Here is a 24,999-nt window from a genome sequence, read left to right as displayed (position 1 = left end):
ATAGCTGCAATACTTAGCCGAAAACATGGTTTTATCGGTGTTTGTACTGTGTAGCACAATAAGCTCGACTCACTTCAGGTGATCTCAACTTAATATGTTTAGTCTTTCTGCCAGTAACCCGACTGCGCCACAGCTTGAAACTGCCAGACTTCAACTGAGCACGCATAAAGGTAATCAAGGCTTTCTCACTCAACCCAAACTGATCTTCAATGGCTTCAAAGGGTGTTCTATCTTCCCATGCCATCTCAATCACTCTCGATACTTCACTGTCTGTTAGGGTCATGATTATTTCCACCGTTATTAAAAACCACTAATACGCAGTAAGTACTTTCTGGGTTTAATATTTTAATAAACAGTAATAAATTTGTCATATGGCTCCTTTAACCTAAAGCTCGCTTTTATCCCCCCGACAAAAAGAATAAGGTAATACCATGACGAACTTATTAGATAAAGAAACTGACTTTAGCAGCATGATTGACGCACGTTTATCACGTCGTCGTTTTTTAATGGGTACAGCAGCAGTAGGTGCAGGTGCATTTTTAGCGGTAAACCCAGTAGCCAAAGCAGTAGCTGCAAGCATGGACAGCAAGCTATTAAATTTCACTCAAATTCCTGCTTCAACTAGCGATACTATTGTGGTGCCAAAAGGTTACAGCACAAGTAACTTGATCTCATGGGGTGACCCAATTTTCCCTGGTGCGCCAGCATTCAATCCCAACGGTAAACAAGATGCAAAAACACAAGCTATGCAGTTTGGTGACAATACTGATGGCATGAGTATTTTCCCACTTTCAAAAGACCGTGCCATTATGGCGATTAACAACGAATATACTAATTACCAATTCCTTTTTGACCATCAAGGTAAAGCGATGACTGCTGATGATGTGAAAAAAGCACAAGCAGCTCATGGTAATACGATTGTTGAAATAGTTCGCAAAGACGGTAAATGGTCAATAGATAAAAACGGTAAAGCTAACCGTCGTATCACCGCTAATACTGAAATGATGATGACGGGACCCGCTGCTGGTGATGACTTATTAAAAACTAAAGCAGACCCAACAGGAACAAAAGTACTGGGTACTATCAATAACTGTGCAAATGGTGAAACGCCATGGGGTACTTATTTAACTTGTGAAGAAAACTTCAACGGTTTATTTGGGTCTGATGAAGCAGTTGCATTAGATGACAACTTCAAACGCTACGGTATTAAAACAGACGGTAACAAATACCAATGGCACCCAACTGACAAGCGTTTTGACCTTGCAGTAAACCCACAAGAAGCAAATCGCTTTGGTTGGGTTGTTGAGATTGACCCTAAAGACCCAACATCAACACCACTAAAACGCACTGCATTAGGTCGCTTTAAGCATGAAAATGCCGCTGTAGTTATCAATGATGATGGTCATGTTGTTATCTACTTGGGTGACGATGAGCGTGGCGAGCACTTATACAAATTTGTTTCTAAGAATAAATACCAAGAAGGCAATAACGCTGCAAACCGTGAATTGCTTGAAGAGGGTACGTTATACGTTGCTAAATTTACCATGCATGCTGATAAACTAGAAGGTAACGGTGAGTGGATTGAGTTAACTTATGGTAAGAATGGCTTAACCAAAGAAAATGGCTTTAACAGCCAAGCTGAAATACTTATCTTTGCGCGTAAAGCAGCAACACAAGTAGGTGCAACAACCATGGATCGCCCAGAATGGGTTGCCGTTCATCCAGATAAAAAACATGTATTCTGTACCTTAACCAACAACAAGAACCGTGGTGTTAAAGAAGGCCAAGATGTTGATGGTGTTAACCCTCGTGCAGAGAACCATTACGGCCAAATTGTACGTTGGATGCCAAGCAATGCAGACCATACCAGTGCTTCATTCAAGTGGGATTTATACCTGATTGCCGGTAACCCAACTGTGCATCAAGGTGATTTATACGCGGGTAGTGCAAACATTAATAAAGACAATATGTTTAACAGCCCTGATGGACTTGGTTTTGATAAAGCAGGTCGTTTATGGATCCAAACTGATGGTGACTTCTCTAACCAAGGTGACTTTGCAGGGCAAGGTAATAACCAAATGTTATGTGGAGATCCTGAAACGGGTGAAGTACGCCGCTTCTTAACGGGCCCAATTGGCTGTGAAGTGACAGGGTTAACTTTCTCTGAAGATCAAAAAACTATGTTCGTAGGTATTCAACATCCAACCGGTCACTTCCCAGCGGGTGGAGATAGTAAACCACGTTCAACGATTGTGATGATCACTAAAGATGATGGCGGTGTTATCGGTAGCTAATACCGATACTTAAATACCCAATTTAATACCGGATATTTAACGCAAAAAAGGGAGCCTATCTAGACATGGTTCCCTTTTTTATTGCTCTGTAAATTTGCTATTGACGGTTAATCAGTTAATGCAACAATCAATAGATCCACTGATGTTGTATTCATGAGTCCTCCAACTGTCGGGCTGACACGACTCCAAAAATCATGGTGATGACCACATACAATTAAATCAACCCCCGCTTCTGTAACTGGTACTTCCAAACTATGACTAATATCGCCATTAACAACATACTTGTGGCTAACTTGGTAATCCAGTTGATCAGCCAATGCTGCCAGTTGTTGATTAAGGTCTTCAAGGTCTGGGTAAGCAGCTGCGCTTGCGAGGCTTAAGTCCATGAAGCCAGTAAACCCATACTCGCCGAACTGTTGATTAGCATGCACCAGTGACAGTTTAGCATCTAATGATTTAGCAAGTTTAATCCCTTTATCAATCACTAATTGATTATCTTCTGCAAAATCCACAGTCACTAAAATATGACGGTAACTCATAGAAACCTCCTTCATCAAGATATTGCTTTGTTGTACCTATTATATTAGTACTAAAGATAAAGTGAACCTGATACCAACAGCACATTACTGTAAGACAAATGGGCTTTTAGCTATTTTAATGAGCCAGATCAAAAGGCGGGAGAGAAAGGGATAAATAGAGGAAAGTGGAGGCGTTATGTTCAGGTTAAGGCCCGTAATAATCACATTAAACGAAATGTAGCTAAACGCTTTTATCCTATAAAAGCGTTTAGCTTATTTATCATTAATGATTTAAGGCAGCATCCAACTCTTTGGCAATACCCTCTGCGGCTAACATGCCACGATTTAATGACCAAAGCGCCGAAGATACTTGTACCATCTGCCCTGTTTTACTGATGTTAAGCAACTTAAATAGTGGATTTTTTTCCCAACTTTCCAATACCGTTACTGGTTTACTGCGTACATAGAACAACCAATCAGGATTAACACGTAACAACACTTCTAAATTAGCTTGTATTAAATGGTTATCCTGTAAATCAGGTAAAGCAGACTTCAGGCCAAGATAGCTAAATAAACTGCCAGTAAAAGACAGAGGGCCATGCATCCACATGCCACGCTCATTGACAGTGGTAAACTGTATCGTTTCATCACTCTTAAAGCGTTCACGATAGTTATCCATTAACTGTTTATGTTGCTCAATACGATCCAACATCTCTGGCTCTTTGCCTACCGCTTTGCCTATGACTTTCGCTGCTTCCAATGCATCAAGGTAACTCTCACCACGGCTTTTTAATAACATGGTTGGCGCTATTTGAGACAGGTCGTCATAACTAACACGGTGACGATAAATATCACCAATAATCAAGTCAGGCTTAAGGCGGGCAATGACTTCTAAGCTCGGCTGAGAGCGCATACCAACAGATGTCCACGGATCCAGTAAATCGCGCACTGCGGGGATGATCCGCTGTGGATCTAAGTCATCTGCAACACCGATAGGTGAGATGCCAATGGAGGCAAGTGCATCAATAAATGAATACTCTAATACCACAATGCGTTTAGGCGCCTCGGTTAAGGCTAACGTCCCAACTTCATGCTCAACTTCAATACTCGCCTGTGCCGGTAATACAGCACAAAGGAGTATTAAAGCGCCGAAAAGGCGCTGATAGACGAACTTAAGCACGGTTAGAATTTACCCGATAAGCTGAACGTAATATTACGAGGATCACCTGCATAAATGCTTGTATCGCCTGAACCACCTGTGTAATACAACTCATCAAATACATTTTCAACATTCAAAGACGCACGGTAATCATTGATTTCATAATGAAGCCCTAAATCAATCGTCATATAACCAGGTAATTTTACGCGGTCTGTTGAGTCTTCGTCAGTGTAACGAGAGCTTTCATAGTTGGCACCTAATGTTGTCCCTACGATACCGTCAGCAATTTTGTACGGGAAGTTATACTTAGTCCACACGTAGGCATCATGTAATGCACTACCTGGTGTTCTATTACCTTCGATATTTTCATCAGGGTTATCGGTGATACGTGCATCGACATACGCGTAGCCCAATTTAACTTGCCAGTTTTCTACCGGTAAAATTAATAACTCAACTTCAACACCTGTACTTTTAACTACACCTAGCAGCTCATATGCATCAGCGGTTTCATTCTCTTCTACTACGTTATCTTTTTTGATATCAAAGTAAGCGATGGATAAGTTTGCTTTGTTATTAAACAGGTCAGTCTTGGTGCCCACTTCGTATTGACGCCCCCTTTCTGGGTCGAAATAGTCACCATTAGCATCAGTCTTTTCGATACTATTGGGGTTAAAGCTTTCGCCGTAACTTGCGTATAACGACGTTGCTTCCGTTAAGTGATAAACGACACCACCTTGAGAAACAAAAGCGTCACTTGAACTAGACGCAGTAGCCCCCGTATCAACACGCTCAAAGTCAGCATCTTGGCGTGTATAACGTACTCCGCCCATGACCGTCCACGTTTCATTTAAATAGATGGTATCTTGTAAGTAAGCCGCGTAATTCATGTAATCAGTGACGCGGTGATTTAGGTTGTAATCCTCTTCATCACGTTCAGTTAAGTCTTCTGGGTCATAGAAATCTACGTCGGTTGTTGCGTAAGTTTCACGTTTAAAGTCTTTTCTTTCAAACCCGACATTGACGCCGACTAATACTTGATGCTCTATATCACCAGTCCATAGGCTACCTGTCGTTCTTACATCAACAGTATGGTATTGACGTTTATTAAGATTGTGACGATCACGTAAGGTGACTCTATCAGAGTCATTATCTACGTCTCTTGATTCATATAATGTGTATGAATCTTCATGCCAGACACTGCGCCAATCCACTGTGATATCAAACTCATCTGTTACCATGGTGTTATAAGTTGCAAAGCCAACAATACCCTGGTCTTTATCGTAATCATCCGCAGATTGGTAATGCGTATCGATTGATGCAATTTGATTAATATCATGATCTAATACTGCTAAACCGTCATCGGCTACACGCTTTTCAGACTGAAACTCTAAACCAAACGTTACTTCTGTTTCTGTATCAGGACGGTAAGTTAGTGTTGGAAATAAGTAATAGTTTTGTGCATCTACATCATCACGATATGAGTTAGTGTCTTCCGCACTTAAAATTAAACGATATAACCATTTTTTATCTTCCGTTAACGGACCAGTTGCATCTATCGTTCCTGTAAAACTATTGTCATCACCAAATTCACTGACACCTGTACTGTAGCTATTACCTGAAATATCATAACGAACCGCAGCTTCTTCTTGTGGCTTTTTAGTGATGATATTCATCAAACCACCTGGCTGTACCTGGCCATACATAATAGAAGCAGGACCTTTTAAGATTTCCACTTTTTCAACATTGGCCGTGGTTGGTGACCCAAAACGAGAGGCTAACCCTGGTAAACCATTCACTTGAATATTACTCAAGTCTGTATCAATACCACGAAGACTAAAGCTATCGGCATTGGTGCCTGATTGACTCAACCCCGTTGTGTAACCGTATGCATCAGACAATGATTCCGCACGAATATCTTGTAAAAACTGTTGATTGATAACATTGACTGTAAGCGGTGTATCTTTAGGGTCAACATTGCTCTTAGTGGCCGTGCTGACTTCCGAGTTTAAATAGGAGTTTTGTTTACCCACAACGACCATTGTTTCAAGCTCTGTGGTCGCTTCTTCAGCAGATACGTAAGAGGTTAATCCTAAAATTAGGGCGAGACTGTGAGTAACAGGATTCATAGCAAATTTCATTGTCGATTGCTCATGTTGTAGTTTAGGTGATAGAAAATCCGTTTAAGGCCTTCTGCATACAATTTTTTCATTCAAATAGTCCACTCCAGCGGCATTTGAACGTATTACGCGAATAGTATTGATAATCTATATCATTCGCAAGAGGAAAAAGTACTTTTGATTAAGTAAAGGCTTTTATTTGATATTGATTGTTATTGCCCTTTAAAATAGAATCCTCAAGGTCTAGTAGGCGATATAACTTGAGTTGTAAGGCCTAAGCGAATAAACAAGGTAGCTTCTTTCCTCACTTAGGTATTTCAAAATATTATGCCCTTCTCTACTCGATATATTTTGCTCTTTGCTAGCGCATTGATTTTACTCTTATTTAGCTTTGCTTATTCACTCATTGCTTGGTCTAGCTTCCCGCTTAACCTGTCACATATCTCTGCTTATTTTTTTAATTTTGACCATCAGAGTATTGAACAACAAATACTAGCGACGACACGCATCCCAAGATTACTAGTGGCAATATTAATTGGCACAAATTTAGCCGTAGCCGGTGTACTGATGCAGGGCTTAACCCGTAACCCACTTGCTTCTCCTTCTATTTTAGGTATTAACGCTGGGGCAGCTTGCTTTATGGCACTCGCTAGTATCGGTATTAATGTGTTAGGTGAAGTGTCGAGTTTAGTCTCGGCATCGGTTGGTGGGTTGGTCAGCGGTGCGTTAGTGATTTTTCTAGGGGGATTTTTTCAGCCCGTAGTAACCCCTTAAAATTGATTTTAGCGGGCATTGCGATTAATGCCTTACTGATTGGTATTACGCGGGCAGCAATCATTTTAGCCGATGATAGAGCCTATAGTGTGATCACATGGTTATCTGGCTCATTAGCGAGTATGGACTGGCAACAATGGCAACTGTTATGGCCAACCAGCCTGGTTGGTTTAGTGATTTCGGTCTATGTAGCTAAAAACCTAAACTTACTGGCATTAGGTAATGAGATAGCAACGAGTTTGGGCATTAATATCGCTTTCACTCGTTTTTTATCTTGTATCGCAATTATTTTATTAACTGCTTCTAGCGTCGCTGTCGTTGGACCGATTGGCTTTGTCGGGTTAATAGTGCCACATATTGCTAGGCGATTAGTCAGTAATAACTATCTATTGTTATTGCCGATCAGTGCATTATTAGGCAGTTGTTTAATTGTTTGGGCTGATGCGTTATCACGCGGTATTGCTTTTCCAGCCGAAACACCTGTGGGTGTGATCACCGCATTAATTGGCGCTCCTTTCTTCGTATTCCTCAGTATTAGGAGCAAAGCACTATGAAGCACTTAACGCTCTCCTTTCTGTTGCTGATTTTACTGCTAATAGGCATTGCTAGTCTGTTTGTTGGTGCTTCAACGCTTTCTGCACAACAGATCATCGATACTTTACTGCACAGCGGCGAATACGATTTCATTGTTAACCAATACCGTTTACCTCGATTATTATTAGCGATTGGTGTTGGTGCAGGCTTGGGGTTATCTGGCTCGTTAATTCAAGGTGTCATTCGTAACCCTTTAGCCTCTCCTGACTTAATGGGTATTAGTGCAGGTGCTGGATTAGCCGCCACCAGCTTATTAGTCTTTTATGCTGCAGCACCTGTTTATCTCTTATTATTAACTGCCTTATCAGGTGGTTTAATCGCCGCAGCGATTATTTTATTAATCGCTTATAAGACCAAACCAACACCGATCAGACTGGCCTTAATTGGTATTGCCATTAGTACTTTCTTATCCAGCGGCATCGATTTTTTAATTATTGTAAACCCCGTTGAAATGAATACTGCGATGGTCTGGTTAACTGGCAGTTTATGGGGAAGAAACTGGACACAAGTCCCTATTATCTGGGCAACACTCGCAGTTGTACTGCCCTTCGCCTTTTGGTTGGCCTGGCGGTTGGATGTGATGGGACTCGGTGAAGATTGTGCAACGTCCTTAGGTATTCGCCCTTCTAAATTGCAACTAATGGCATTATTAACTGCCGTGATCTTAGCGAGTATCAGTGTTGCGGTGGCAGGGACAATTGCTTTTATTGGATTATTGGCTCCACATCTAGCGCGTATGTTATTCGGTCATGATCATAAACTACTGATCCCTGCCTCGGCTTTATTAGGCGCATTAATGCTAATTATTGCAGATACCTTAGCCAGAGGCTTGCAACCCCCACTCGAACTACCAGCAGGTGTATTAACATCATTAATTGGTGCGCCCTATTTTATTTTTTTATTGCAACGTTATAAGGCTTGGTAATGATATCGACCGACAATCTGACAGTATCCTATGGTGATAAAACCATTATCAATGATCTTAGCTTAGCCTTACCTAAGGGAAAAATTACCGCCTTAATTGGTCCTAATGGCTGTGGTAAGTCCACTCTTTTGAAAGCATTAGCGCGCATTAATAAAGCCAGTGCAGGGCAAGTATTACTCAACGATCAACCTTTACAAACCTTTGCTGATAAGCAATTAGCGCAACAGTTGTCCTTATTACCGCAAATACTCACCACTCCCGAAGGTGTCACCGTACAGCGTTTAGTGGAGTATGGTCGCTCCCCTTATATTTCTCACTGGGGAAAATTAAGTGGCCAAGATAAACAGATTGTTGAACAGGCGATGCAAGAAACACAAGTCAGTGAGTTTGCCACGCAAACAGCTAGCTCCCTTTCAGGCGGCCAAAGACAACGTGCCTGGATTGCTATGGTGCTGGCGCAAGATACGGAAGTGGTGATGCTAGATGAACCCACCACTTACTTAGATTTATCCCATCAAATTGAGTTAATGAAATTAATGCAGGCGATGAAAGCCAAGGGTAAAACGGTGATTGTTGTACTGCACGATCTCAACCAAGCCTGTCGTTACTGTGATCATCTAGTCGTCATGAAACAAGGTGAAGTGGTGGCAGAGGGTGAACCTAAAGCGGTATTCACTGAGCAATTATTACAGGATGTATTTTCCCTCGCCGCTAAAGTGGTACCCGATCCTATTGCTAATACGCCTATGTGTGTGGCTTATTAGGTATTAAAATAAATACCTTTCAATTTTAATCTGATAGGCATTTAATAGTACGGTAATATCAAGTATTTATTTTGATGCCTTCTGCCCCAGTATTACATTGAAAAGGAATATTCTGTGAATAAAACACTGCTAGCAAGCCTTATCTCATCGACGCTCATTATCACCAGTGTGAATACCTATGCAGAAAATTATTCTGCCAAATTACGACTTCTCGAAACATCGGACATTCACGCGAATGTGATGGATTATGACTACTATAAAAGCAAACCAGATATCACCATTGGCTTGGCACGCACTGCGAGCTTGATCAATCAGGCACGCAATGAAGTAGATAATGCTCTGTTGGTTGATAATGGTGATTTACTACAAGGTAGTCCAATGGGAGACTTTATTGCGAGTGAATTTAAACAAGGCCGCGAATTTACTTTACACCCTAGTTATAAAGCGATGAACCTGTTGGACTATGAGGTAGGTAATATAGGTAACCATGAATTTAATTATGGTTTACGTTTTCTTGAAAAAGCGATCCAGGGAGCAAACTTCCCTTATATTAATGCCAATGTGTATTGTCAGTCGGACTGTTGGCAAGATAAAAAAGAAGGCGATAACCTATTTACCCCTTACCTAATAAAAACCACCGATATCATTGATAATGAAGGTGTAAAACGCACTATTAATATTGGTTATATCGGCTTTGTCCCCCGCAGATCCTTCAATGGGACAAGCAAAACCTCAATGGTAAAGTCACAGTGAAAGGGATTGTAGAAACTGCACAGAAATTCATTCCTGAAATGCAAGCGGCAGGTGCAGACCTGATCATCGCAATTCCCCACTCAGGGATTGGCTCTAGTGAGAACCCGAATAATGTACATGCTGAAAATGCCACTTATGCGTTGACCACAGTAGAAGGTATTGATGCAATCATGTTTGGGCATAGTCACTCTGTTTTTCCTAGCCAACAATTTTCAGAAATACCTAATGTTAATATAGAAAAGGGATTAATTAATGGTATTCCCGCGGTGATGCCAGGTCGATGGGGTGATAATTTAGGGGTGATAGATTTTAATTTAACTTACAGAGGTAACAAATGGGTCGTTATCGATGCAAAGTCTGAGTCTCGCCAAATATTCAAACGTGACAAGCAAGGCGCTAAGGTTGCATTAGTCGATGCAGATAAGAGAATTAATGAAGCGGTTGCAAAAGACCATAAAGGCACATTAGCTTTTGTAAACGCCCCTATTGGTAAAGCTGATAATGATATGTATAGCTTTTTAACCTTGGTTCAAGATGATCCAACGGTACAAATTGTCTCTGATGCACAATTACGCTATATAACCACGCAAGTTGCCGCATCAGATAATAGTGACTTAAAGGGCCTACCTATTTTATCCGCGGCTGCTCCCTTCAAAGCCGGAGGTCGTCATAGTACCGCTTCTGATGTGGATGCATACGTTGAAGTAGCTAAAGGTGATTTAACCTATAAAAATGCCGCCGATCTATACCTCTATCCAAACACAGTGGTGGCATTAAAAATAACCGGAGAGCAACTCAAAGATTGGTTGGAGTGTAGTGCTAATCAATTTAATCAGATTGATGCTAACTCAAACAAACCACAATATTTAATTAACTGGAAAGACCACCGTACTTATAATTTTGATGTTATCGATGGTGTGAGTTATAAAGTCGACGTTACCCAGCCTAGTAAGTTTAATGGAGACTGTGCCGTGGTGAACCCAGATGCACAACGTATCGTTGACTTAACCTATCACAATGGTCAAGGCATCGCGTTAACTGGTGACGCATTAATGCAACAAGACTTTATTATTGCCACTAACAACTATCGCGCATTTGGTGGGAAGTTTGCCGGAACAGGTAGCGAATATGTTGTTATGGAACAACCCGATACTAACCGAGATGTGCTGTCTGCTTACATCACAGCAGAAACTAACAATAAAGGGGTTGTTGACCCATCAGCAGATAACAACTGGGATTTCCTTGATATTAAAACAGATACGACCTTAGATGTTCGCTTTGAAACCCAAGATAGCGAATTAGCAGACCGTTTTATCACTGAAAATGCACAACGCAGATTAACTAAGCGAAGCCAGCCAGATAGCTTAGGATTTGCTGTTTATAATATTGATTTAAAAAAGAAATAGCTTTAGAAATAATATAAAACCTCGATTGAGGTTTTATATTATTGAATATTATTTTTGTTGCTTATCAAGGCAGGATTTAAGAATAATAGTCTCTAGTAACTTAGATAATGAGATTAAATTGTTATCATCACCATTACTAGCAGTTAGCATTATCCCGATATGGTCCTCTTGATATTGATACGGCAAAGATACACTGCATCCATCAAGTACATTTGCTAAAGTCGTATTACGCAAACATAACAAGTTAATACGATCGTAATCTTCATCAGCAGTTAGTTGATCTAATTTAGGAGGCAATATAGCAACTGTCGGCAATAATAATACAGCGCCTTTTTCTTCTTTTTGTACCTGTCTATTAATAACTTTCTTTGTTCACAAGTAGCTAAAAACTGTTTTTCATCAATCGTATTTGCTCGCTTTAGGCGGCTTGCTACTCTTGGGTCAAGCTCATCAAGGTCGATATCATAATTTTCAGTGTAATAGCTCATTGCTTCAAAGGCAGAGAATTGCCAAACAGGAAGTAATTTATAACTGTCTAGAAAAGGTAAAGCCTTCTCTTCAACTGTCACTCCGAGCGTTTGCTTTAAAATATTAACAAGCTCTGTAAATGCTTTTTTTACTTTTTCATCAAGTAAATCCATACCAAAGTTATTAGGTACAACAAAATGAGCTTCTTTAGCGGCAGGATTATTAACAATATTATTAGACATAACCCCCCATGCTATTTCACATTCAGATACCGTCTTAGCAATAGGCCCAACGCTATCTAAACTTGAAGAAAGCGGCAGGCTTCCTTTTCTAGAAACGCTATTTTGAGAAGGCTTAAACCTGGTTACACCACAAAAGGCAGAAGGAATTCTTAACGAACCTCCGGTATCACTGCCCAAAGCAATATCTGCTATTTGTAAAGCAACTGAAACAGCCCCTCCACTAGTTGAACCGCCCGCTATTCGTGCTTCATTTTTATATAGAGGTGTTATTGGTGTGCCGTAATGCGGATTTAAACCTAATCCAGAATAAGCTAATTCTGTCATATTCGTATGGCCAAGCAATACAGCTCCCGCTTCACGTAAACTTTTTACTGCGTCCGCATCTTCACTTGCAATATCTACATCATTCAAAAAAGTAGAACCCGCTTTTGTTTTATAGCCTTTCACATCAAACAAATCTTTAACCGACACGATCGCATTGTTTAAATGGTTAGATGAACTACTATCATCGGCATACCCTGTCACGTCAAACAGTTCCGTAAAAACATGGCTAGCCTGACAATCAATAAGCTTTTTCGCGTTGGTCAATTGCTGTGCTAAATCACGTTCTTCCCAAGGGAATTTAGAAAAATTTTCCATTATAAAACTCTCTGAAATAGATAAAGTTAGGGCAATTTATTTTACCGAAGGTAATTCAACCGTATTGTATTGCGCTTCAATCGTGCGCCCCAAAATAGGGTCAACAAGAGACATTTTGAACTTAGGAGTTTTGCGAACACCGCCAATTGCCGCAAAAGTGCCACACAACATGGCACTGTTTTCTTTTAAGTCTGCTTTTTCAATCAGTTCGATTAAAGGTCGTATAGAGGCCAACGTACCCGTTTGATACAAGGTCCACCCCATTCCTTCATCTAACCATGACTGCATCTCAAGCTGATCAAGATGGTCTTTTACTTCTTCAAAATCCCATAATTGATTAGATACTGGCTTAGGGCAAATCTGTTTAGAAAACGCCACGGATTGCACCTCTAGCTCTCTATCAGTATGATCAGAGCCAATGCCTAAAAATAACTTACCACCTGTTTTAATGATCAAAGGCTCAACTTCTCCTGATGATCCTTCACCAACGACTTCAACCAAATTATCCTGAGTAACTAATAAATTAGAAGCGCGATAATACAGCGGTACATTTGAAGGAGGAGCAACACCTATTTCAGCTAGTTCATCGATATGTATTTGAACCGATTTTTGATCTCTTGCTGTCCAACCTGCAATAACAAGATGATTAATTTGAAAATTATTTTCAATTCCATTAATAGTGAATAACATATAAATCCTTAATAGTTGTTAGGTAAGTACAAAGCAATGCTAGGGAACATAATGAGTAAAAGGACCATGAACAACATGATTAGAACGTAAGGAATACTCCCTACAATCACATCCATCATTTTTCCGTTTTTACGCGCTGAATTAACGACATATAAGTTCAATCCAACAGGCGGGGTTATTAAAGCCATCTCGACCAAAATAATCATTAAGATACCGAACCAGATAGGGTCGTAACCTATTTGCATAATAATTGGAACAACAATAGGAATGGTGGCAACCATTAATGATAGTGTTTCAATGAAGAACCCTAAAATAATATAAGTTAATATAATGACTAATAGAGTCCCGATAGGACTCAACCCCAAACCTTGTAATAAGTCTTGTAAAGCACGTCCAAATCCAGAGGCCGTTAATGCAAAGTTAAGTACGTAAGCACCAATAACAACTAACATTATCATCGAGGTAATTTTAACCGTTCCCACCAAACTTTTAATCAACATTTCGGTTGAAAGAACAGAATAGGCAATAGATATAATTAATGAAATTAATACCCCAATAGCAGCAGATTCTGTTGGTGTAGCCCAGCCCATATAAATTGAACCAACGACACTTATAAATAAGAAAAGAATGGGCGATAGCGATTTGAGTGCAATAAATTTTTCAGACCAAGAACTGTGCTGTTTTGGGCCGCCTAATTTAGGATAAAGACTACATAATACGATTGTAATCACCATAAACAATAGTGCCATCATCATGCCAGGCACAATACCCGCTAAAAATAATTTAGGGATAGAACTCTCAGTTAAAAAGCCATAAACAATTAAGTTAATAGAAGGGGGAATTAAAATACCGAGGGTACCACCAGCCGCAATAGATCCAGTAAAGAGCCTAGGATCGTAGCCTAACTTTTCACCCTGTGGTGTTGCAACGGTTGCGACAGTCGCAGCAGTCGCCACCGATGAACCTGAGGTTGCAGAAAACATAGTTGCCGTAGCAATATTGGCATGTATCAAGCCTCCAGGTAACCAAGATACCCATGTGTTTAATGCAGCATAAGTTCGTTGAGCGACACCACTACGAAGTAAAATCTCGCCTATTAAAACAAAAAATGGGATAGCGATTAATGTTGAATTATTAGATGACGACCAGACAATTTGCCCTAACCCTTTCATTAAAGGAAAAGGACTGAAAAACATATCCACACCAAAGGCTAATAAGAATAATACAATACCAACTGGGATAGAAAGCGCCAATAATCCCAATAAACCCATTGAAGTAAATAAAATCATGATTCATCTCCAATACCAATATTCTTATCCACAAGCTCGTATTTACCTTGAAGTACTAATATTATTGATATGATAAGTAACAAAGAAGAAGAGATAGCAAACCAAATCCATCCAGCCAACCAAATACTTTGTGGTAAATAAAGCGGCACTTCCATTGCTGTATTTGATAGCGCACCTGATTTAAGGGTTTTAGTTAATACCGGTATCGCATAATAAGCTAAATAAACAGCCACATAAGACAAGGCAGCTAAAGCGATTAAATCAAACAGAGAACGAATAAACGAATTGCTTTTTGCACGTAAAAAATCAATTCGGACATGCGCTTTAACGGTTAAGCCATAACATATGCCCCAACTCGTCACAGCGGCCATTACATAACCAGAAATCTCTTCGGAACCACTAAAAGAAATACCGAACTCTCTTAGGACAATATCAAGGATAATGAGAATAATGCAGGCTAACAAAGCTAGACCTGCAGTCACAGCTATCCCATTATTAATTTTCCTTAAAAAATAAATAATGCGATTCATATTATTGAACCTTATTCGCTGTAACTTCTATACCAACGACATTTCCAACTGTTTTATTCCATCGTTCAACCCACTCGCTTCCAGCGCGTTCAGCCCACTCTGGTAATACTTTATTTTCTAAAATGCCTTTCGCTTTTAACATGTCTGCCTCAGATATTTCGACTAATGTTAGGTTTCTAGTATCTCCTTTAGAACATTTATCGTTGCCTGTTAAACAAGCAATATCATCATTTAACGCACTCTGAGCAGAATCCCAAACTGGTTTTTCAAATTTACTTTTAACCGACTCATCAATAAACCCCTGATCTTTTTCGCTTAATGAATTCCATTTATCCAAATTTATAGCAGTAACCACAGGATCCCACCCACCAAGTGGAAGATTCATCAAATGTGTCGTTACTTCCCACCACCCAGCACTGTAACCTGAGCCAGCCCCTGTCACAGCACAATCAATAACGCCTCGTTGTAACGCTCCAGGTACCTCACCAAATCCAATATTGACACTTTGAGCATCGAGCGCTTCTAAAAATTTTGCCGTCATACGTCCGGATGCTCTAATTTTTAAACCCGCTAAATCACTTAATGATTTCACTTCAGCATTACAGAAAACAACTTGAGAAGGGTAAGGAACAATCGCTAAGACTTTAGCGTTGAAAGTATCTTTGAAAATATCATCGACCATCGGTCTTGCTGCATCTATAACATCTTTCGCTTCTGAAGCGGTGTTGGCGATCAAAGGAACATCCAAGCCTTCCAAGGCAGGTGTATCTGAAACGGCATAATCAGCAGAGGTCATTCCGATATCGAATACACCATCACTAAGCATTCTAAATACATCAGGTCCACCAATTCCCATTTGATCCAATGTAGTCATCGTAACGCTAAATTCCCCGTTACTTTCAGTTGGGATAATCTCATTCCAAAAAGGGGTTTCATACATTTTATTAAGTGGCAAACTACTCCAACTTCCTACTATAGAAAGGCTCTCACTGGCACTTGCGTTGATAGATAATGTAGCGCTGAAAATAGAAGCGGTAATCAAGATTTTCGAATTCCATTTAGTCATCATATTCTCTTCCTTTATCAATAATTTTTAAAAATATTAACGTTGAACTGAGTGTTTTATAACCTAATTAAGGCTTAAATTTAGTTTCTAGTTTAAATGTGATAATGTCAAACTATATTATTTTATCATTAGTGATAACTTAAACCGTTCACATAGTAGTTAAATCAACGCAAGTAATGAGAAAGAACAATGACTTTTGATCAACTAAAAACTTTTTTATGGGTCGCTAAACTCGGTGCAATTAGACAAGCTGCTCATGAAATGAATTTATCTCAACCAGCCATTTCCGCCCGCATATATGCATTAGAAAATGAGTTAGGGGTACGACTTTTTGAACGACAAAAGACTGGGGTAGTGCTAACTAAAGAAGGTATTTTATTAAGAGCTCACGCAGAAAAAATAGAATCTTATATGGAGTTAATAAAATCTGAATTAACGCCAAATGAAGAGGTAAAAGGTATTATTCGAATTGGGGTAGCAGAGACGGTCGCACAATCATGGTTATCTGATTTTTTGACTGAATTAAGGAAAGTATACCCTAAGCTAGTCATTGAATTATCTGTCGATATTACTATTCATTTAAGAGAACAATTATTATCTAGAAATTTAGATTTAGCTTTTTTAATGGGACCATTACCCGAAGGCAATGTAGAAAATATTGCACTTCCTAAATTTGAATTAAGCTGGTTTTGTAGTGTTAATGAAGTATGTCCCGATCCTTCAAAATCTCCTATCTTTTCATTTTCTAGGTTATCAAGACCTTATCATGAGCTCGTATCAGAAATAATGCATAGGTATGGGTCAGTAGGTCAAATATTTCCCTCCAACTCTCTTTCTACTAGTTTTGAAATGATTGCTTCTGGTATTGGTATTGGTGCACTTCCTACGCAGCTTGCACAACGATTTATAAACGATAAGAGAATCAAAAAATTTGAACCTGGGTGGATTCCAAACGATATAGATTTTACGGCTTCATACCTCAATGATCCACGTTCAGAGATCACACATAAAATAGCGATTTTAGCCTCAGAAATTGCTAATCAATATGCTAATTCTCCCTAGTTTAGTAGGGTGATTTAGCATCCATTAGTTTTACTAAAAAAGATTTAAAAAATAAATAACACTTGATAGTAAATAATTTTATTCGCATAGGGTTTAATGCTTTAGACTAAAATTAACTACATTTAGTCTAAAGCTTTAATGATTATTTCTTTCTAGATTGCTCTAATAAATAACTAATAAAGTTTTTAATGCCTGTCAGGTTTAATTCTGCACTCATCATATGATGGTCTAAGTCATTGATTTCATGTTCTTGTTTTAAGTGCTCGCGACGCGCCACTTCGGCTTTTAATTCAACTAACGTAGTTTGTGTTTCATCGATTAATTTATTTAATCTTTCAGTAGTTAACACTTGTAAATTACTCATCTAACCTTCCTTAATAATACTTTTATTAATCGCTAATGACTAATACCAATCATAGTAAGTAACTGATCTATTTTACTTGTTAAAATAACTTATTTTTTTCGTTGTAAGTTTCGTATAGGGAACAACCATTTACATCAACTTACGCCTCAAACTAAGCCATTTTTCCGGCGCAAAATTTAGATCAGTTATTTAATACAATTGGTATAAAATGGATTAAATAATACTGCTTACTGTTAAACACAGAGCAGGAATAACAAAGAACACTCCTAGGATATAACCCAGTGCAGCAAACTTGTTTTCTGCTGCTGTAGCGCCTAATGCTTCAGCTGCTTTAACAGGTAACTTACGTAATGCTGGAATGCCGTAAATCACCAATACACCTAAAATGTTATATACCAAGTGAATAAATGCAATTTGCAATGCGGCTTCTGCATTACCAGTAACAGCAGTGGCGGCTAATACAGCTGTAATACAAGTGCCGATATTTGCACCCAGTGTGAATGGATAAATATCTTTTAATTTAAATGCGCCTGAGCCAGCCAAAGGAATCATTAATGAAGTCGTTGTTGAAGAGGATTGCACTAAAATTGTTACTAATGTACCAGAGGTAATACCTGAAACCGGGCCGCGTCCGATAGCCGTATGCATAATACCTTTTGCTTTACCTACCATTAGCTTTTTCAGTAACTTACCAACTAACGTAATCGCCACAAAGATTAATAAAATTCCGACAATAATTAACGACACCCCACCAACTTCGTCACCTAACGAATTACCTGCACTTTTAAATGAATCCACAACCGGAGCAGTGGCTGCTTTAACAAAGTTAAAGCCTTTAATAGATGTATCTCCAGCTCCATAAAATAAACTAGCTAACCAGCCCCCATTCTTTCTAAAAAACCAAAGGCAATTTCTAATGGTAAGAAAATAAGCACAGATAACAGATTAAAGAAGTCATGTACTGTCGCAGCAGAAAAAGCACGTTTGAACTCTTCCTTTGCGCGTACATGGCCAAGTGACACAATCGTATTAGTAATTGAAGTACCAACATTTGCTCCCATCACCATAGGCACCGCAAGTTCGACGGGTAAACCACCGGCTACTAAGCCAACAATAATGGATGTAACTGTTGAAGATGACTGAATTAAAGCGGTTGCAACAATACCCACAACTAAGCCAGCAAAAGGATTACTGGCAAAGGAAAATAACTCCTTGGCATGCTCACCTACTGACATTTTAAAGCCACTACCAATAATGCCAACGGCACAAATAAGCAAATAAATTAAAAACGCAACGGTTATCCATTGCACATAATTATTAGAGTTTTCTGACTCACCTCTGTTAGGCAGTACTGTTTGTGCATTTTCCATAGTAAAACTTTCCCTGTGTCATGATTGATAACAGAGATGCTATAAATAATGTATTACAAATAGATGGCTAAAAAGTGACATTTTTATGGCCTACTTCATAAGCACTTTCTCACTCATAGTAAATGAGACTGAATAAATTGATACAAAAAAGCCATCAACAGGTGATGGCTTTTTAATTTGTTTTTAATGGAACAGTAACTAGCTAGCTAAAGAAGTACTATATTTTCGTCTAACTGAAATTAAAGCAAGGGCAACAAGGGCTATAAATCCTAAACTACCACCACTAGAGCTACTTGAACTAGCACTGTCTGTTGTATCATCGGAAGTGTCTGTTACATCTTCAGTGGTATCTGTCGTATCGTCTGTGCTATCAGCTTCATCATCAGTGGTATCTGTCGTATCGTCTGTACTATCAGCTTCATCATCAGAAGTATCTGTACTATCGTCTGTGCTGTCACTTGAATCACTGGACGTATCAGTTGCATCGTCAGTTGTGTCGGTCGTATCATCTGACGTATCTGCACTGTCATCGGAAGAGTCTGAACTATCATCAGCAGTATCGTCCATTGTATCATCTGAAGTATCGGCTACATCGGCATCGCTATCGTCATTCACTAATAATTCAGCAGTAAATACACTGTCAGTAATGATCGCATCATTTAAATCAAACTCTATTTCACAACTTGCAATATACTCTTCAGTTGAATATAAAAAGCTCTCGCTACATGCATCACTTAAGGTAATGGTATCGCTGTAACTTTCGTCATCAAACGATAATTCTCCAATATCCGAGTAAGTTTCTAAATCATCCCCATATTGATAAACACTTAATAACCCAGAAGTGAAGGTTTCGCTGTCAGCATCATAAACCGCAGTACCTTCTTCAACGACCTGAATTCCATCAATATTTTCTAGTACCCAAGTACGTAAATTACTTACATTAGTATAAACACCAGGAGCATCGGCACAGGTCGATGATCCCCAACTTACTAAACCAACTAAGGTTAACTGCCCATCAATATCGGTAAATAAAGGGCCACCACTGTCTCCAGAGCAGCTATCAATATCAATGTTTTCATAAGCTGAATAACCCGCACAGAACATGTTATCAGTGACTAAACTTCCCCATGAACATTGATTCGTAGGTATAAAAGGTAATTCAGCTTCTTGAAGCGTTGTTGGAATATACTCTTCTGGTGTAGCCTCCTCGTCCCCTGACATTTTCCCGTAACCAATAAGCGTGAGTAAATCGTCTTCTTCTATAGCATTAAACTGGCTAGCCAATGGCAATGCTGGCCCAGCTTGATAATAAGCAGATTCTAATTGTAATAAGGCAATATCATAATCGTAACTTTCATCATCATAGTTAGGTTGAATAATCACATCACTGAGATCATAAACAGTGACATCGGCAACTTCTGCATCCGTCGTTGTTGAATAATGAGTAGATTCACCAATCACAACACTAAACGTAGACGCATCATTCGCAGTGGCATTACCATCGCTATCATCAGTGTCATAAACACAATGAGCAGCAGTGGCTATCCAGTTCGAACTAATTAACACGCCACCACAAATAAAGTTACCTGAACTATATAAAGCGACCATCCAAGGGTATTCTCGTTCAGCGTCATCACCACCAACAATATAGGTAGTTGGTGTTAATGAAAGCGTGTCACTATCAACCGTGCCCTCTACTTCTGTGGAAAATCGTAATGAATAGCTCTCATATTCATCAGCGGCAAATGCAGGTGTTGATAAGCCTAGGGTTAAGCTAGTCATACCCATTACCCATGCTGAAATTTTAGTGGTTAACGTCATAGTTGTGTTTGCTCTATCCATGTAGTATTTAAAGATAAATTTAATCTATAAAATGTTATATATCATTATAAAAATGACACGCTTAGTCGTGATCTATTCAATTTATTAACTGCAGTATTGATTTCATAAAATACGTTATTTGCAAAATAGGATTGTTAACAAGAAAAAGTATTTACGGTTAAAAAACAGCTTAACAAGCTCAATTATTAAACAGGAATACTCAATTATAGCTATATTTTAATAATTACCCAGCGAGCCTTTAAGAAAAAAACAGATAAGATAGCCACTACAATGCATTAAAGTAATTAAAAATCAATTACTTGAAAAACATATATTTAGAAAGTATTTATAAATATTTTTTAGGTAGAAGTGAATTCATTTTCCTTTATAACGAAGAAAGCAGGTAAGTTGAAACAATATTGAAAGTATTATCCCCATAATATAGTGTCCAACGCTCTACCATCTATCTCGAAAGATATAATCGTTAACTAGCATTTTAACACTTGCCATGCTTCGCAAGCTTGTCGAAATTTATCTTTGTCCCCTGTTGGCCTATCAGGGTGAAATTGCAAGGCTAATCGTCGCCATTGTTGGCGTATCTGCTGTGATGAAGCTTGTTCATCTAATTCAAAGACTTGTAAGGCATTAGCTTTATCAATGACAGTGTCTGTTGAGCTAATGGTTTGATGATAACGGTCTCAAAAATCACTCAACATAGCCTCTATGTCATCGGAGTCTGTTTCAAAATATTGCCAATCTAAATAATAACTGCGTAAGGCGGATGTTTGCTCCATTGCCTGTTCAATATTGACTGGAGGCTGTTCAAATAGTTGGATGTTCATGGCTTCTACTTGTAACCATTGTGCAGGCAGTAGTATCGCTTGTAATTGATATAAGGCATTCATCAACAAGAAGTTTCTTTTGAACAAGGCTTTATTAGGATCCTTATCTAAATCCGCTAATAAACCCTCTTTTTGCAATTCAGTAGCAAGATGATGAATCTGACAGCTCTCTTCATCTGCTTCAATCAGGCTTAACAAAGGCCAAATTAATGGGTTTTCAATATTGTTACTCATAAACTCTGCCCACCACCTAAAAAAACCATAAAAAAAGCGAGTATTGATAATGAACAACACTCGCTTTTTTTGTCAACTTAATCGCTAAGCCTTAAATCACTTTAAGGTATAATTTAGCTAATACGTTCAAACAATAAATCCCATACGCCATGACCTAAACGGTGACCACGAGATTCAAACTTAGTTAGTGGGCGCCAATCTGGACGTGGTGCATAGTCACCTTCGCTGCTGATGTTTTTAAAATCAGTCGCCGCTTGTAATACTTCTAACATATGCTCAGCGTAGTTTTCCCAATCTGTTGCCATGTGGATAACACCACCAATCGCTAGTTTAGGACGCATGTTTTCAATAAATGCTGGTTGCACGATACGGCGTTTGTGATGACGTGCTTTATGCCAAGGATCTGGAAAGTATAATTGGAAAGTTGATAGGCTTTGATCAGGGATCATAAACTCTAGCACTTCAACTGCATCGTGATTCATTACACGTAGGTTAGTCACCCCTGCTTCACCAGCATCAGCTAAACAAGCACCAACACCAGGGCCATGTACTTCAATGCCTAAGAAGTTTTTCTCAGGTGCATTTTTAGCCATCTCTATCAATGACTTACCCATACCAAAACCAATTTCTAACACAACTGGATTAGCATTACCGAATAACTCTGTAAAGTCGATCTGCTGCTCTTGGTAATCTACACCCATGGTTGGCCATAAATCATCAATAGCAGTTTGCTGACGTTTAGTCATGCGCCCTTCACGTTTAACAAAAGAACGAATTTTACGAATATATTTCTCTTTCGTATTTTCAATGTTGTTTTCTTCTGTTCCATTATCTGTCGCAGACTGGTCATGCTCTGTCATTTTCTTACCTTTCAAAGTTAATCCTGGGCTAATTAGCCGTGCATTATGCAATGTTATATTAATTGTGCAACTCTGCTAGACTAGCGCTCTTTTTTATTATCGAAGAGTTTCTAGTGAGTGAGTTGCATTTTAGCCAAAGAATCAATGATTGGCACCAACAACATGGTCGTAAAACCTTACCTTGGCAAATAGATAAGAGTTTATATAAGACTTGGGTCAGTGAAGTTATGTTACAACAGACGCAAGTGGCGACTGTGATCCCCTATTTTACTAAATTTATGCGCTCATTTCCTTCTATTTCCTATTTGGCGAATGCACCTATTGATGAAGTATTACATCATTGGACAGGATTGGGTTATTACGCCCGTGCTCGTAACTTGCACAAGGCAGCACAAATTATCAGAGACCAGTTCAATGGTGAGTTTCCTGAACAGTTTGATGATGTACTCGCATTACCTGGCATTGGTCGCTCGACAGCAGGCGCTGTATTGTCACTGACCTTAAACAAACACTTCCCTATTCTTGATGGTAATGTCAAACGTGTGTTAACACGCCATCAAAAAATCGAAGGCTGGACTGGCGAAAAAAAGTAGAAAATCAACTTTGGGCATTAGCTGATAAAGTGACTCCCAAGAAAAACACTAATGTGTTTAACCAAGCCATGATGGATATGGGGGCAATGATTTGCACTCGTAGTAAACCTAAATGTGGAGAGTGCCCTGTATCCGATGACTGCTTAGCCTTAGCTGATAACTGCATGACAGATTATCCAACCCCCAAAGCAAAAAAGAAAATCCGGTAAAAACCGCTGTAATGCTGGTATTAAAAGACAAACAACAAACGATTCAGTTAATACAACGCCCACCAACCGGTATTTGGGGTGGATTATGGTGTTTCCCTGAGTTCACCGATAATGAATCAGCATTAGCCAGTTTAGCTGACATTGGTATCACAGATTATAAAGCCACTGAATTGGCGACTTTTCGTCATACCTTTAGCCATTATCATTTTGATATTTCACCAATATTGGTAGAGTTCAACAAACAAGATAGCCAACAAGTCATGGAACAAACTGGTCAGCTTTGGTATAACTTACAACACCCGCAAAAAGTGGGATTAGCGGCAGCAACTAAAAAAATATTAAATACCGTTAATAAAACAACGCACTAAGGAATAAACAATGTCTCGTACTGTATTTTGTACCTATTTGAAAAAAGAAGCGCCTGGTTTAGCGTATCAATTAATTCCAGGTGAAGTTGGTAAACGCATTTACGACAATATCAGTCAGGAAGCATGGGCAATATGGCAACATAAACAAACCATGTTAATTAATGAGAAAAAATTAAACCTGATGCAAGCAGAAGATCGTGCATTGATCCAAGAAGCAATGCTTGGTTTCTTGTTTGAAGAAAAAGATGTTGAGATCGAAGGTTTTACACCTAAAGATTAATCTAACAATGTTGAGTGTTCACAATTAGAGCACTTAACGTTCAAAGCACGAGCAAACACGTTAAAATGTTAATAAAACTGTAAAAATAGGTTGACGATACACACTAAAGTCTATTTAATACGCCTCGTTCCTGATTAGTTAGCTCAGTCGATTAGTTTCAGACAGAGTTAAAAATGGTTAAGAACAAGATGCTTCGTTAGCTCAGTCGGTAGAGCAGAGGATTGAAAATCCTCGTGTCCTTGGTTCAATTCCGAGACGAAGCACCATTATTTAGTTTTACTGAAAAGATTAATTTCAATCAGTAAACAGAGCGAAAGCTCAGAACGGTTTATGTGCCGACTTAGCTCAGTAGGTAGAGCAACTGACTTGTAATCAGTAGGTCACCAGTTCGACTCCGGTAGTCGGCACCATTTACACTCATCGTAAGATGTACATTTATTAACTTAGTTAATAAATAAAAAGTTTTGCTTCGTTAGCTCAGTCGGTAGAGCAGAGGATTGAAAATCCTCGTGTCCTTGGTTCAATTCCGAGACGAAGCACCATCATTCAAGCCACAACTATTTATTTAGTTGTGGCTTTTTTGTATCCGTACGGAAATGTCCTTGGTTAGCTCTTTGTTTAAAAATCAGCGAGATGAAGCACCAGCATTAAAGGATCGGCTTCAACATTATTTGCGCTTTTGTTTTCAACAATAGCCAGTCATTTAAGGCTTTTTGGAAACACTTTAGCGCAAGTTATTTTGTAACGATTCCTCAAGCCACAACTATT

At 39.0% G+C, this 24,999-nt stretch carries 22 protein-coding genes, 3 tRNA genes and 3 pseudogenes; 12 read left to right on the top strand and 16 right to left on the bottom strand.

The features are described from left to right. Positions 1-31 precede the first annotated feature (31 nt). A complete protein-coding gene (locus ACLKL2_RS14515; RefSeq protein ID WP_413692275.1) occupies positions 32-283 on the bottom strand; it encodes a TIGR03643 family protein in 252 nt (83 codons plus the stop codon). Positions 284-431: 148 nt separating this feature from the next. On the opposite strand from ACLKL2_RS14515, the gene ACLKL2_RS14510 reads away from it, so the two are divergent. Continuing rightward, entirely contained in the window at positions 432-2,294 is a 1,863-nt protein-coding gene (locus ACLKL2_RS14510) for a PhoX family protein (protein WP_413692274.1), read from the top strand. A gap of 107 nt (positions 2,295-2,401) precedes the next feature. On the opposite strand, the gene ACLKL2_RS14505 is transcribed toward ACLKL2_RS14510, so the two are convergent. The 3 genes from ACLKL2_RS14505 to ACLKL2_RS14495 form a co-directional block, all read right to left on the bottom strand. Further along, entirely contained in the window at positions 2,402-2,833 is a 432-nt protein-coding gene (locus ACLKL2_RS14505) for a universal stress protein (RefSeq protein WP_413692273.1), read from the bottom strand. A gap of 262 nt (positions 2,834-3,095) precedes the next feature. Then, positions 3,096-3,992, bottom strand: a complete 897-nt coding sequence (locus ACLKL2_RS14500) for a Fe(3+) dicitrate ABC transporter substrate-binding protein (RefSeq protein WP_413692272.1) — start codon at positions 3,990-3,992, stop codon at positions 3,096-3,098. Between the two features lie 2 nt (positions 3,993-3,994). After that, entirely contained in the window at positions 3,995-6,109 is a 2,115-nt protein-coding gene (locus ACLKL2_RS14495) for a TonB-dependent siderophore receptor (RefSeq protein WP_413692271.1), read from the bottom strand. 306 nt (positions 6,110-6,415) lie between these two features. Here ACLKL2_RS14495 and ACLKL2_RS14490 point away from each other — a divergent pair, with 306 nt between their 5' ends. The 5 genes and pseudogenes from ACLKL2_RS14490 (at position 6,416) to ACLKL2_RS14470 (ending at position 11,304) form a co-directional block, all read left to right on the top strand. Beyond that, positions 6,416-6,862 carry an iron chelate uptake ABC transporter family permease subunit gene (locus ACLKL2_RS14490; protein ID WP_413692270.1) on the top strand — a complete coding sequence of 149 codons (447 nt, stop codon included), beginning with the start codon at positions 6,416-6,418 and terminating at the stop codon, positions 6,860-6,862. Positions 6,863-6,864: 2 nt separating this feature from the next. After that, positions 6,865-7,416: a FecCD family ABC transporter permease gene (locus ACLKL2_RS14485; protein WP_413692269.1), complete on the top strand. Its 552-nt coding sequence runs from the start codon at positions 6,865-6,867 to the stop codon at positions 7,414-7,416. Next, on the top strand, positions 7,413-8,381 hold the full coding sequence (locus tag ACLKL2_RS14480) for a FecCD family ABC transporter permease (protein WP_413692268.1): 969 nt from the start codon (positions 7,413-7,415) through the stop codon (positions 8,379-8,381). The genes ACLKL2_RS14485 and ACLKL2_RS14480 overlap by 4 nt, the downstream gene beginning before the upstream one ends. Further along, on the top strand, positions 8,381-9,145 hold the full coding sequence (gene fecE / locus ACLKL2_RS14475; RefSeq protein ID WP_113818760.1) for a Fe(3+) dicitrate ABC transporter ATP-binding protein FecE: 765 nt from the start codon (positions 8,381-8,383) through the stop codon (positions 9,143-9,145). Before ACLKL2_RS14480 ends, fecE begins: the two co-directional genes overlap by 1 nt. A gap of 96 nt (positions 9,146-9,241) precedes the next feature. Further along, positions 9,242-11,304: pseudogene (locus tag ACLKL2_RS14470) on the top strand (bifunctional 2',3'-cyclic-nucleotide 2'-phosphodiesterase/3'-nucleotidase). 48 nt (positions 11,305-11,352) lie between these two features. On the opposite strand, the gene ACLKL2_RS14465 reads toward ACLKL2_RS14470, so the two are convergent. From ACLKL2_RS14465 to ACLKL2_RS14440, 6 genes are read right to left on the bottom strand one after another with little or no spacing between them, the layout of a single operon-like run. After that, a complete protein-coding gene (locus ACLKL2_RS14465) occupies positions 11,353-11,619 on the bottom strand; it encodes a hypothetical protein (RefSeq protein ID WP_413692267.1) in 267 nt (88 codons plus the stop codon). Continuing rightward, complete coding sequence (locus ACLKL2_RS14460; RefSeq protein ID WP_413692266.1) at positions 11,586-12,653, bottom strand: amidase family protein; 1,068 nt, start codon at positions 12,651-12,653, stop codon at positions 11,586-11,588. The genes ACLKL2_RS14465 and ACLKL2_RS14460 overlap by 34 nt, the downstream gene beginning before the upstream one ends. A gap of 36 nt (positions 12,654-12,689) precedes the next feature. Next, on the bottom strand, positions 12,690-13,343 hold the full coding sequence (locus tag ACLKL2_RS14455; protein WP_413692265.1) for a DUF2848 domain-containing protein: 654 nt from the start codon (positions 13,341-13,343) through the stop codon (positions 12,690-12,692). An 8-nt stretch (positions 13,344-13,351) separates the two neighbouring features. Then, entirely contained in the window at positions 13,352-14,632 is a 1,281-nt protein-coding gene (locus ACLKL2_RS14450) for a TRAP transporter large permease (RefSeq protein ID WP_413692264.1), read from the bottom strand. Continuing rightward, the gene (locus tag ACLKL2_RS14445; RefSeq protein ID WP_413692263.1) at positions 14,629-15,114 is read right to left on the bottom strand and encodes a TRAP transporter small permease subunit; all 486 of its coding nucleotides are present in this window, start codon (positions 15,112-15,114) and stop codon (positions 14,629-14,631) included. The genes ACLKL2_RS14450 and ACLKL2_RS14445 overlap by 4 nt, the downstream gene beginning before the upstream one ends. Positions 15,115-15,163: 49 nt before the next feature. After that, complete coding sequence (locus ACLKL2_RS14440; protein WP_413692262.1) at positions 15,164-16,231, bottom strand: TRAP transporter substrate-binding protein; 1,068 nt, start codon at positions 16,229-16,231, stop codon at positions 15,164-15,166. A gap of 186 nt (positions 16,232-16,417) precedes the next feature. Here ACLKL2_RS14440 and ACLKL2_RS14435 point away from each other — a divergent pair, with 186 nt between their 5' ends. After that, complete coding sequence (locus tag ACLKL2_RS14435; protein WP_413692261.1) at positions 16,418-17,290, top strand: LysR family transcriptional regulator; 873 nt, start codon at positions 16,418-16,420, stop codon at positions 17,288-17,290. A 142-nt stretch (positions 17,291-17,432) separates the two neighbouring features. On the opposite strand, the gene ACLKL2_RS14430 is transcribed toward ACLKL2_RS14435, so the two are convergent. From ACLKL2_RS14430 to trmB, 6 genes and pseudogenes are all read right to left on the bottom strand, one after another. Further along, positions 17,433-17,654 (bottom strand): hypothetical protein, encoded by a 222-nt coding sequence (locus ACLKL2_RS14430; RefSeq protein ID WP_413692260.1) that lies wholly within the window; start codon positions 17,652-17,654, stop codon positions 17,433-17,435. A gap of 213 nt (positions 17,655-17,867) precedes the next feature. After that, positions 17,868-19,024 (bottom strand): annotated as a pseudogene (locus ACLKL2_RS14425) (Na/Pi symporter). A gap of 198 nt (positions 19,025-19,222) precedes the next feature. Continuing rightward, positions 19,223-20,845 carry a serine protease gene (locus ACLKL2_RS14420; RefSeq protein ID WP_413692259.1) on the bottom strand — a complete coding sequence of 541 codons (1,623 nt, stop codon included), beginning with the start codon at positions 20,843-20,845 and terminating at the stop codon, positions 19,223-19,225. Positions 20,846-21,333: 488 nt separating this feature from the next. Next, a complete protein-coding gene (locus ACLKL2_RS14415) occupies positions 21,334-21,504 on the bottom strand; it encodes a J domain-containing protein (RefSeq protein WP_413694333.1) in 171 nt (56 codons plus the stop codon). Between the two features lie 39 nt (positions 21,505-21,543). After that, complete coding sequence (locus tag ACLKL2_RS14410; RefSeq protein ID WP_413692258.1) at positions 21,544-21,921, bottom strand: DNA-J related domain-containing protein; 378 nt, start codon at positions 21,919-21,921, stop codon at positions 21,544-21,546. Positions 21,922-22,034: 113 nt separating this feature from the next. Then, positions 22,035-22,781 (bottom strand): tRNA (guanosine(46)-N7)-methyltransferase TrmB, encoded by a 747-nt coding sequence (trmB, locus tag ACLKL2_RS14405; RefSeq protein WP_413692257.1) that lies wholly within the window; start codon positions 22,779-22,781, stop codon positions 22,035-22,037. Positions 22,782-22,894: 113 nt separating this feature from the next. On the opposite strand from trmB, the pseudogene mutY reads away from it, so the two are divergent. The 5 genes and pseudogenes from mutY to ACLKL2_RS14380 all read left to right on the top strand — a co-directional run bounded on the left by mutY (position 22,895) and on the right by ACLKL2_RS14380 (position 24,773). Further along, positions 22,895-23,951 (top strand): annotated as a pseudogene (gene mutY / locus ACLKL2_RS14400) (A/G-specific adenine glycosylase). Positions 23,952-23,961: 10 nt separating this feature from the next. Continuing rightward, the gene (locus ACLKL2_RS14395; protein ID WP_113820556.1) at positions 23,962-24,231 is read left to right on the top strand and encodes an oxidative damage protection protein; all 270 of its coding nucleotides are present in this window, start codon (positions 23,962-23,964) and stop codon (positions 24,229-24,231) included. A 190-nt stretch (positions 24,232-24,421) separates the two neighbouring features. After that, a tRNA-Phe gene (locus ACLKL2_RS14390) sits at positions 24,422-24,497 on the top strand. Positions 24,498-24,565: 68 nt separating this feature from the next. After that, positions 24,566-24,641, top strand: a tRNA-Thr gene (locus ACLKL2_RS14385). Between the two features lie 56 nt (positions 24,642-24,697). Beyond that, positions 24,698-24,773 (top strand) — tRNA-Phe (locus tag ACLKL2_RS14380). Positions 24,774-24,999 lie beyond the last annotated feature (226 nt).

The organism is Psychromonas sp. KJ10-2 (assembly GCF_047323255.1).
In the GTDB taxonomy this organism is placed as follows: Bacteria; Pseudomonadota; Gammaproteobacteria; order Enterobacterales; family Psychromonadaceae; genus Psychromonas.
Note: the sequence above shows the minus strand (reverse complement) of the source record. Positions and strands in the feature narration are given on the sequence as shown.

What these genes read in the sequence shown, in the direction of transcription:
- ACLKL2_RS14450 (WP_413692264.1), bottom strand. Translation starts at nt 14,632, where the DNA reads ATGATTTTATTTACTTCAATGGGTTTATTGGGATTATTGGCGCTTTCT.
- ACLKL2_RS14510 (WP_413692274.1), top strand. Translation starts at nt 432, where the DNA reads ATGACGAACTTATTAGATAAAGAAACTGACTTTAGCAGCATGATTGAC.
- ACLKL2_RS14440 (WP_413692262.1), bottom strand. Translation starts at nt 16,231, where the DNA reads ATGATGACTAAATGGAATTCGAAAATCTTGATTACCGCTTCTATTTTC.
- ACLKL2_RS14420 (WP_413692259.1), bottom strand. Translation starts at nt 20,845, where the DNA reads ATGACGTTAACCACTAAAATTTCAGCATGGGTAATGGGTATGACTAGC.
- ACLKL2_RS14495 (WP_413692271.1), bottom strand. Translation starts at nt 6,109, where the DNA reads ATGAAATTTGCTATGAATCCTGTTACTCACAGTCTCGCCCTAATTTTA.
- ACLKL2_RS14435 (WP_413692261.1), top strand. Translation starts at nt 16,418, where the DNA reads ATGACTTTTGATCAACTAAAAACTTTTTTATGGGTCGCTAAACTCGGT.
- ACLKL2_RS14480 (WP_413692268.1), top strand. Translation starts at nt 7,413, where the DNA reads ATGAAGCACTTAACGCTCTCCTTTCTGTTGCTGATTTTACTGCTAATA.
- fecE (WP_113818760.1), top strand. Translation starts at nt 8,381, where the DNA reads ATGATATCGACCGACAATCTGACAGTATCCTATGGTGATAAAACCATT.
- ACLKL2_RS14410 (WP_413692258.1), bottom strand. Translation starts at nt 21,921, where the DNA reads ATGAGTAACAATATTGAAAACCCATTAATTTGGCCTTTGTTAAGCCTG.
- ACLKL2_RS14505 (WP_413692273.1), bottom strand. Translation starts at nt 2,833, where the DNA reads ATGAGTTACCGTCATATTTTAGTGACTGTGGATTTTGCAGAAGATAAT.
- ACLKL2_RS14395 (WP_113820556.1), top strand. Translation starts at nt 23,962, where the DNA reads ATGTCTCGTACTGTATTTTGTACCTATTTGAAAAAAGAAGCGCCTGGT.
- ACLKL2_RS14515 (WP_413692275.1), bottom strand. Translation starts at nt 283, where the DNA reads ATGACCCTAACAGACAGTGAAGTATCGAGAGTGATTGAGATGGCATGG.
- ACLKL2_RS14490 (WP_413692270.1), top strand. Translation starts at nt 6,416, where the DNA reads ATGCCCTTCTCTACTCGATATATTTTGCTCTTTGCTAGCGCATTGATT.
- ACLKL2_RS14460 (WP_413692266.1), bottom strand. Translation starts at nt 12,653, where the DNA reads ATGGAAAATTTTTCTAAATTCCCTTGGGAAGAACGTGATTTAGCACAG.
- ACLKL2_RS14430 (WP_413692260.1), bottom strand. Translation starts at nt 17,654, where the DNA reads ATGAGTAATTTACAAGTGTTAACTACTGAAAGATTAAATAAATTAATC.
- ACLKL2_RS14455 (WP_413692265.1), bottom strand. Translation starts at nt 13,343, where the DNA reads ATGTTATTCACTATTAATGGAATTGAAAATAATTTTCAAATTAATCAT.
- trmB (WP_413692257.1), bottom strand. Translation starts at nt 22,781, where the DNA reads ATGACAGAGCATGACCAGTCTGCGACAGATAATGGAACAGAAGAAAAC.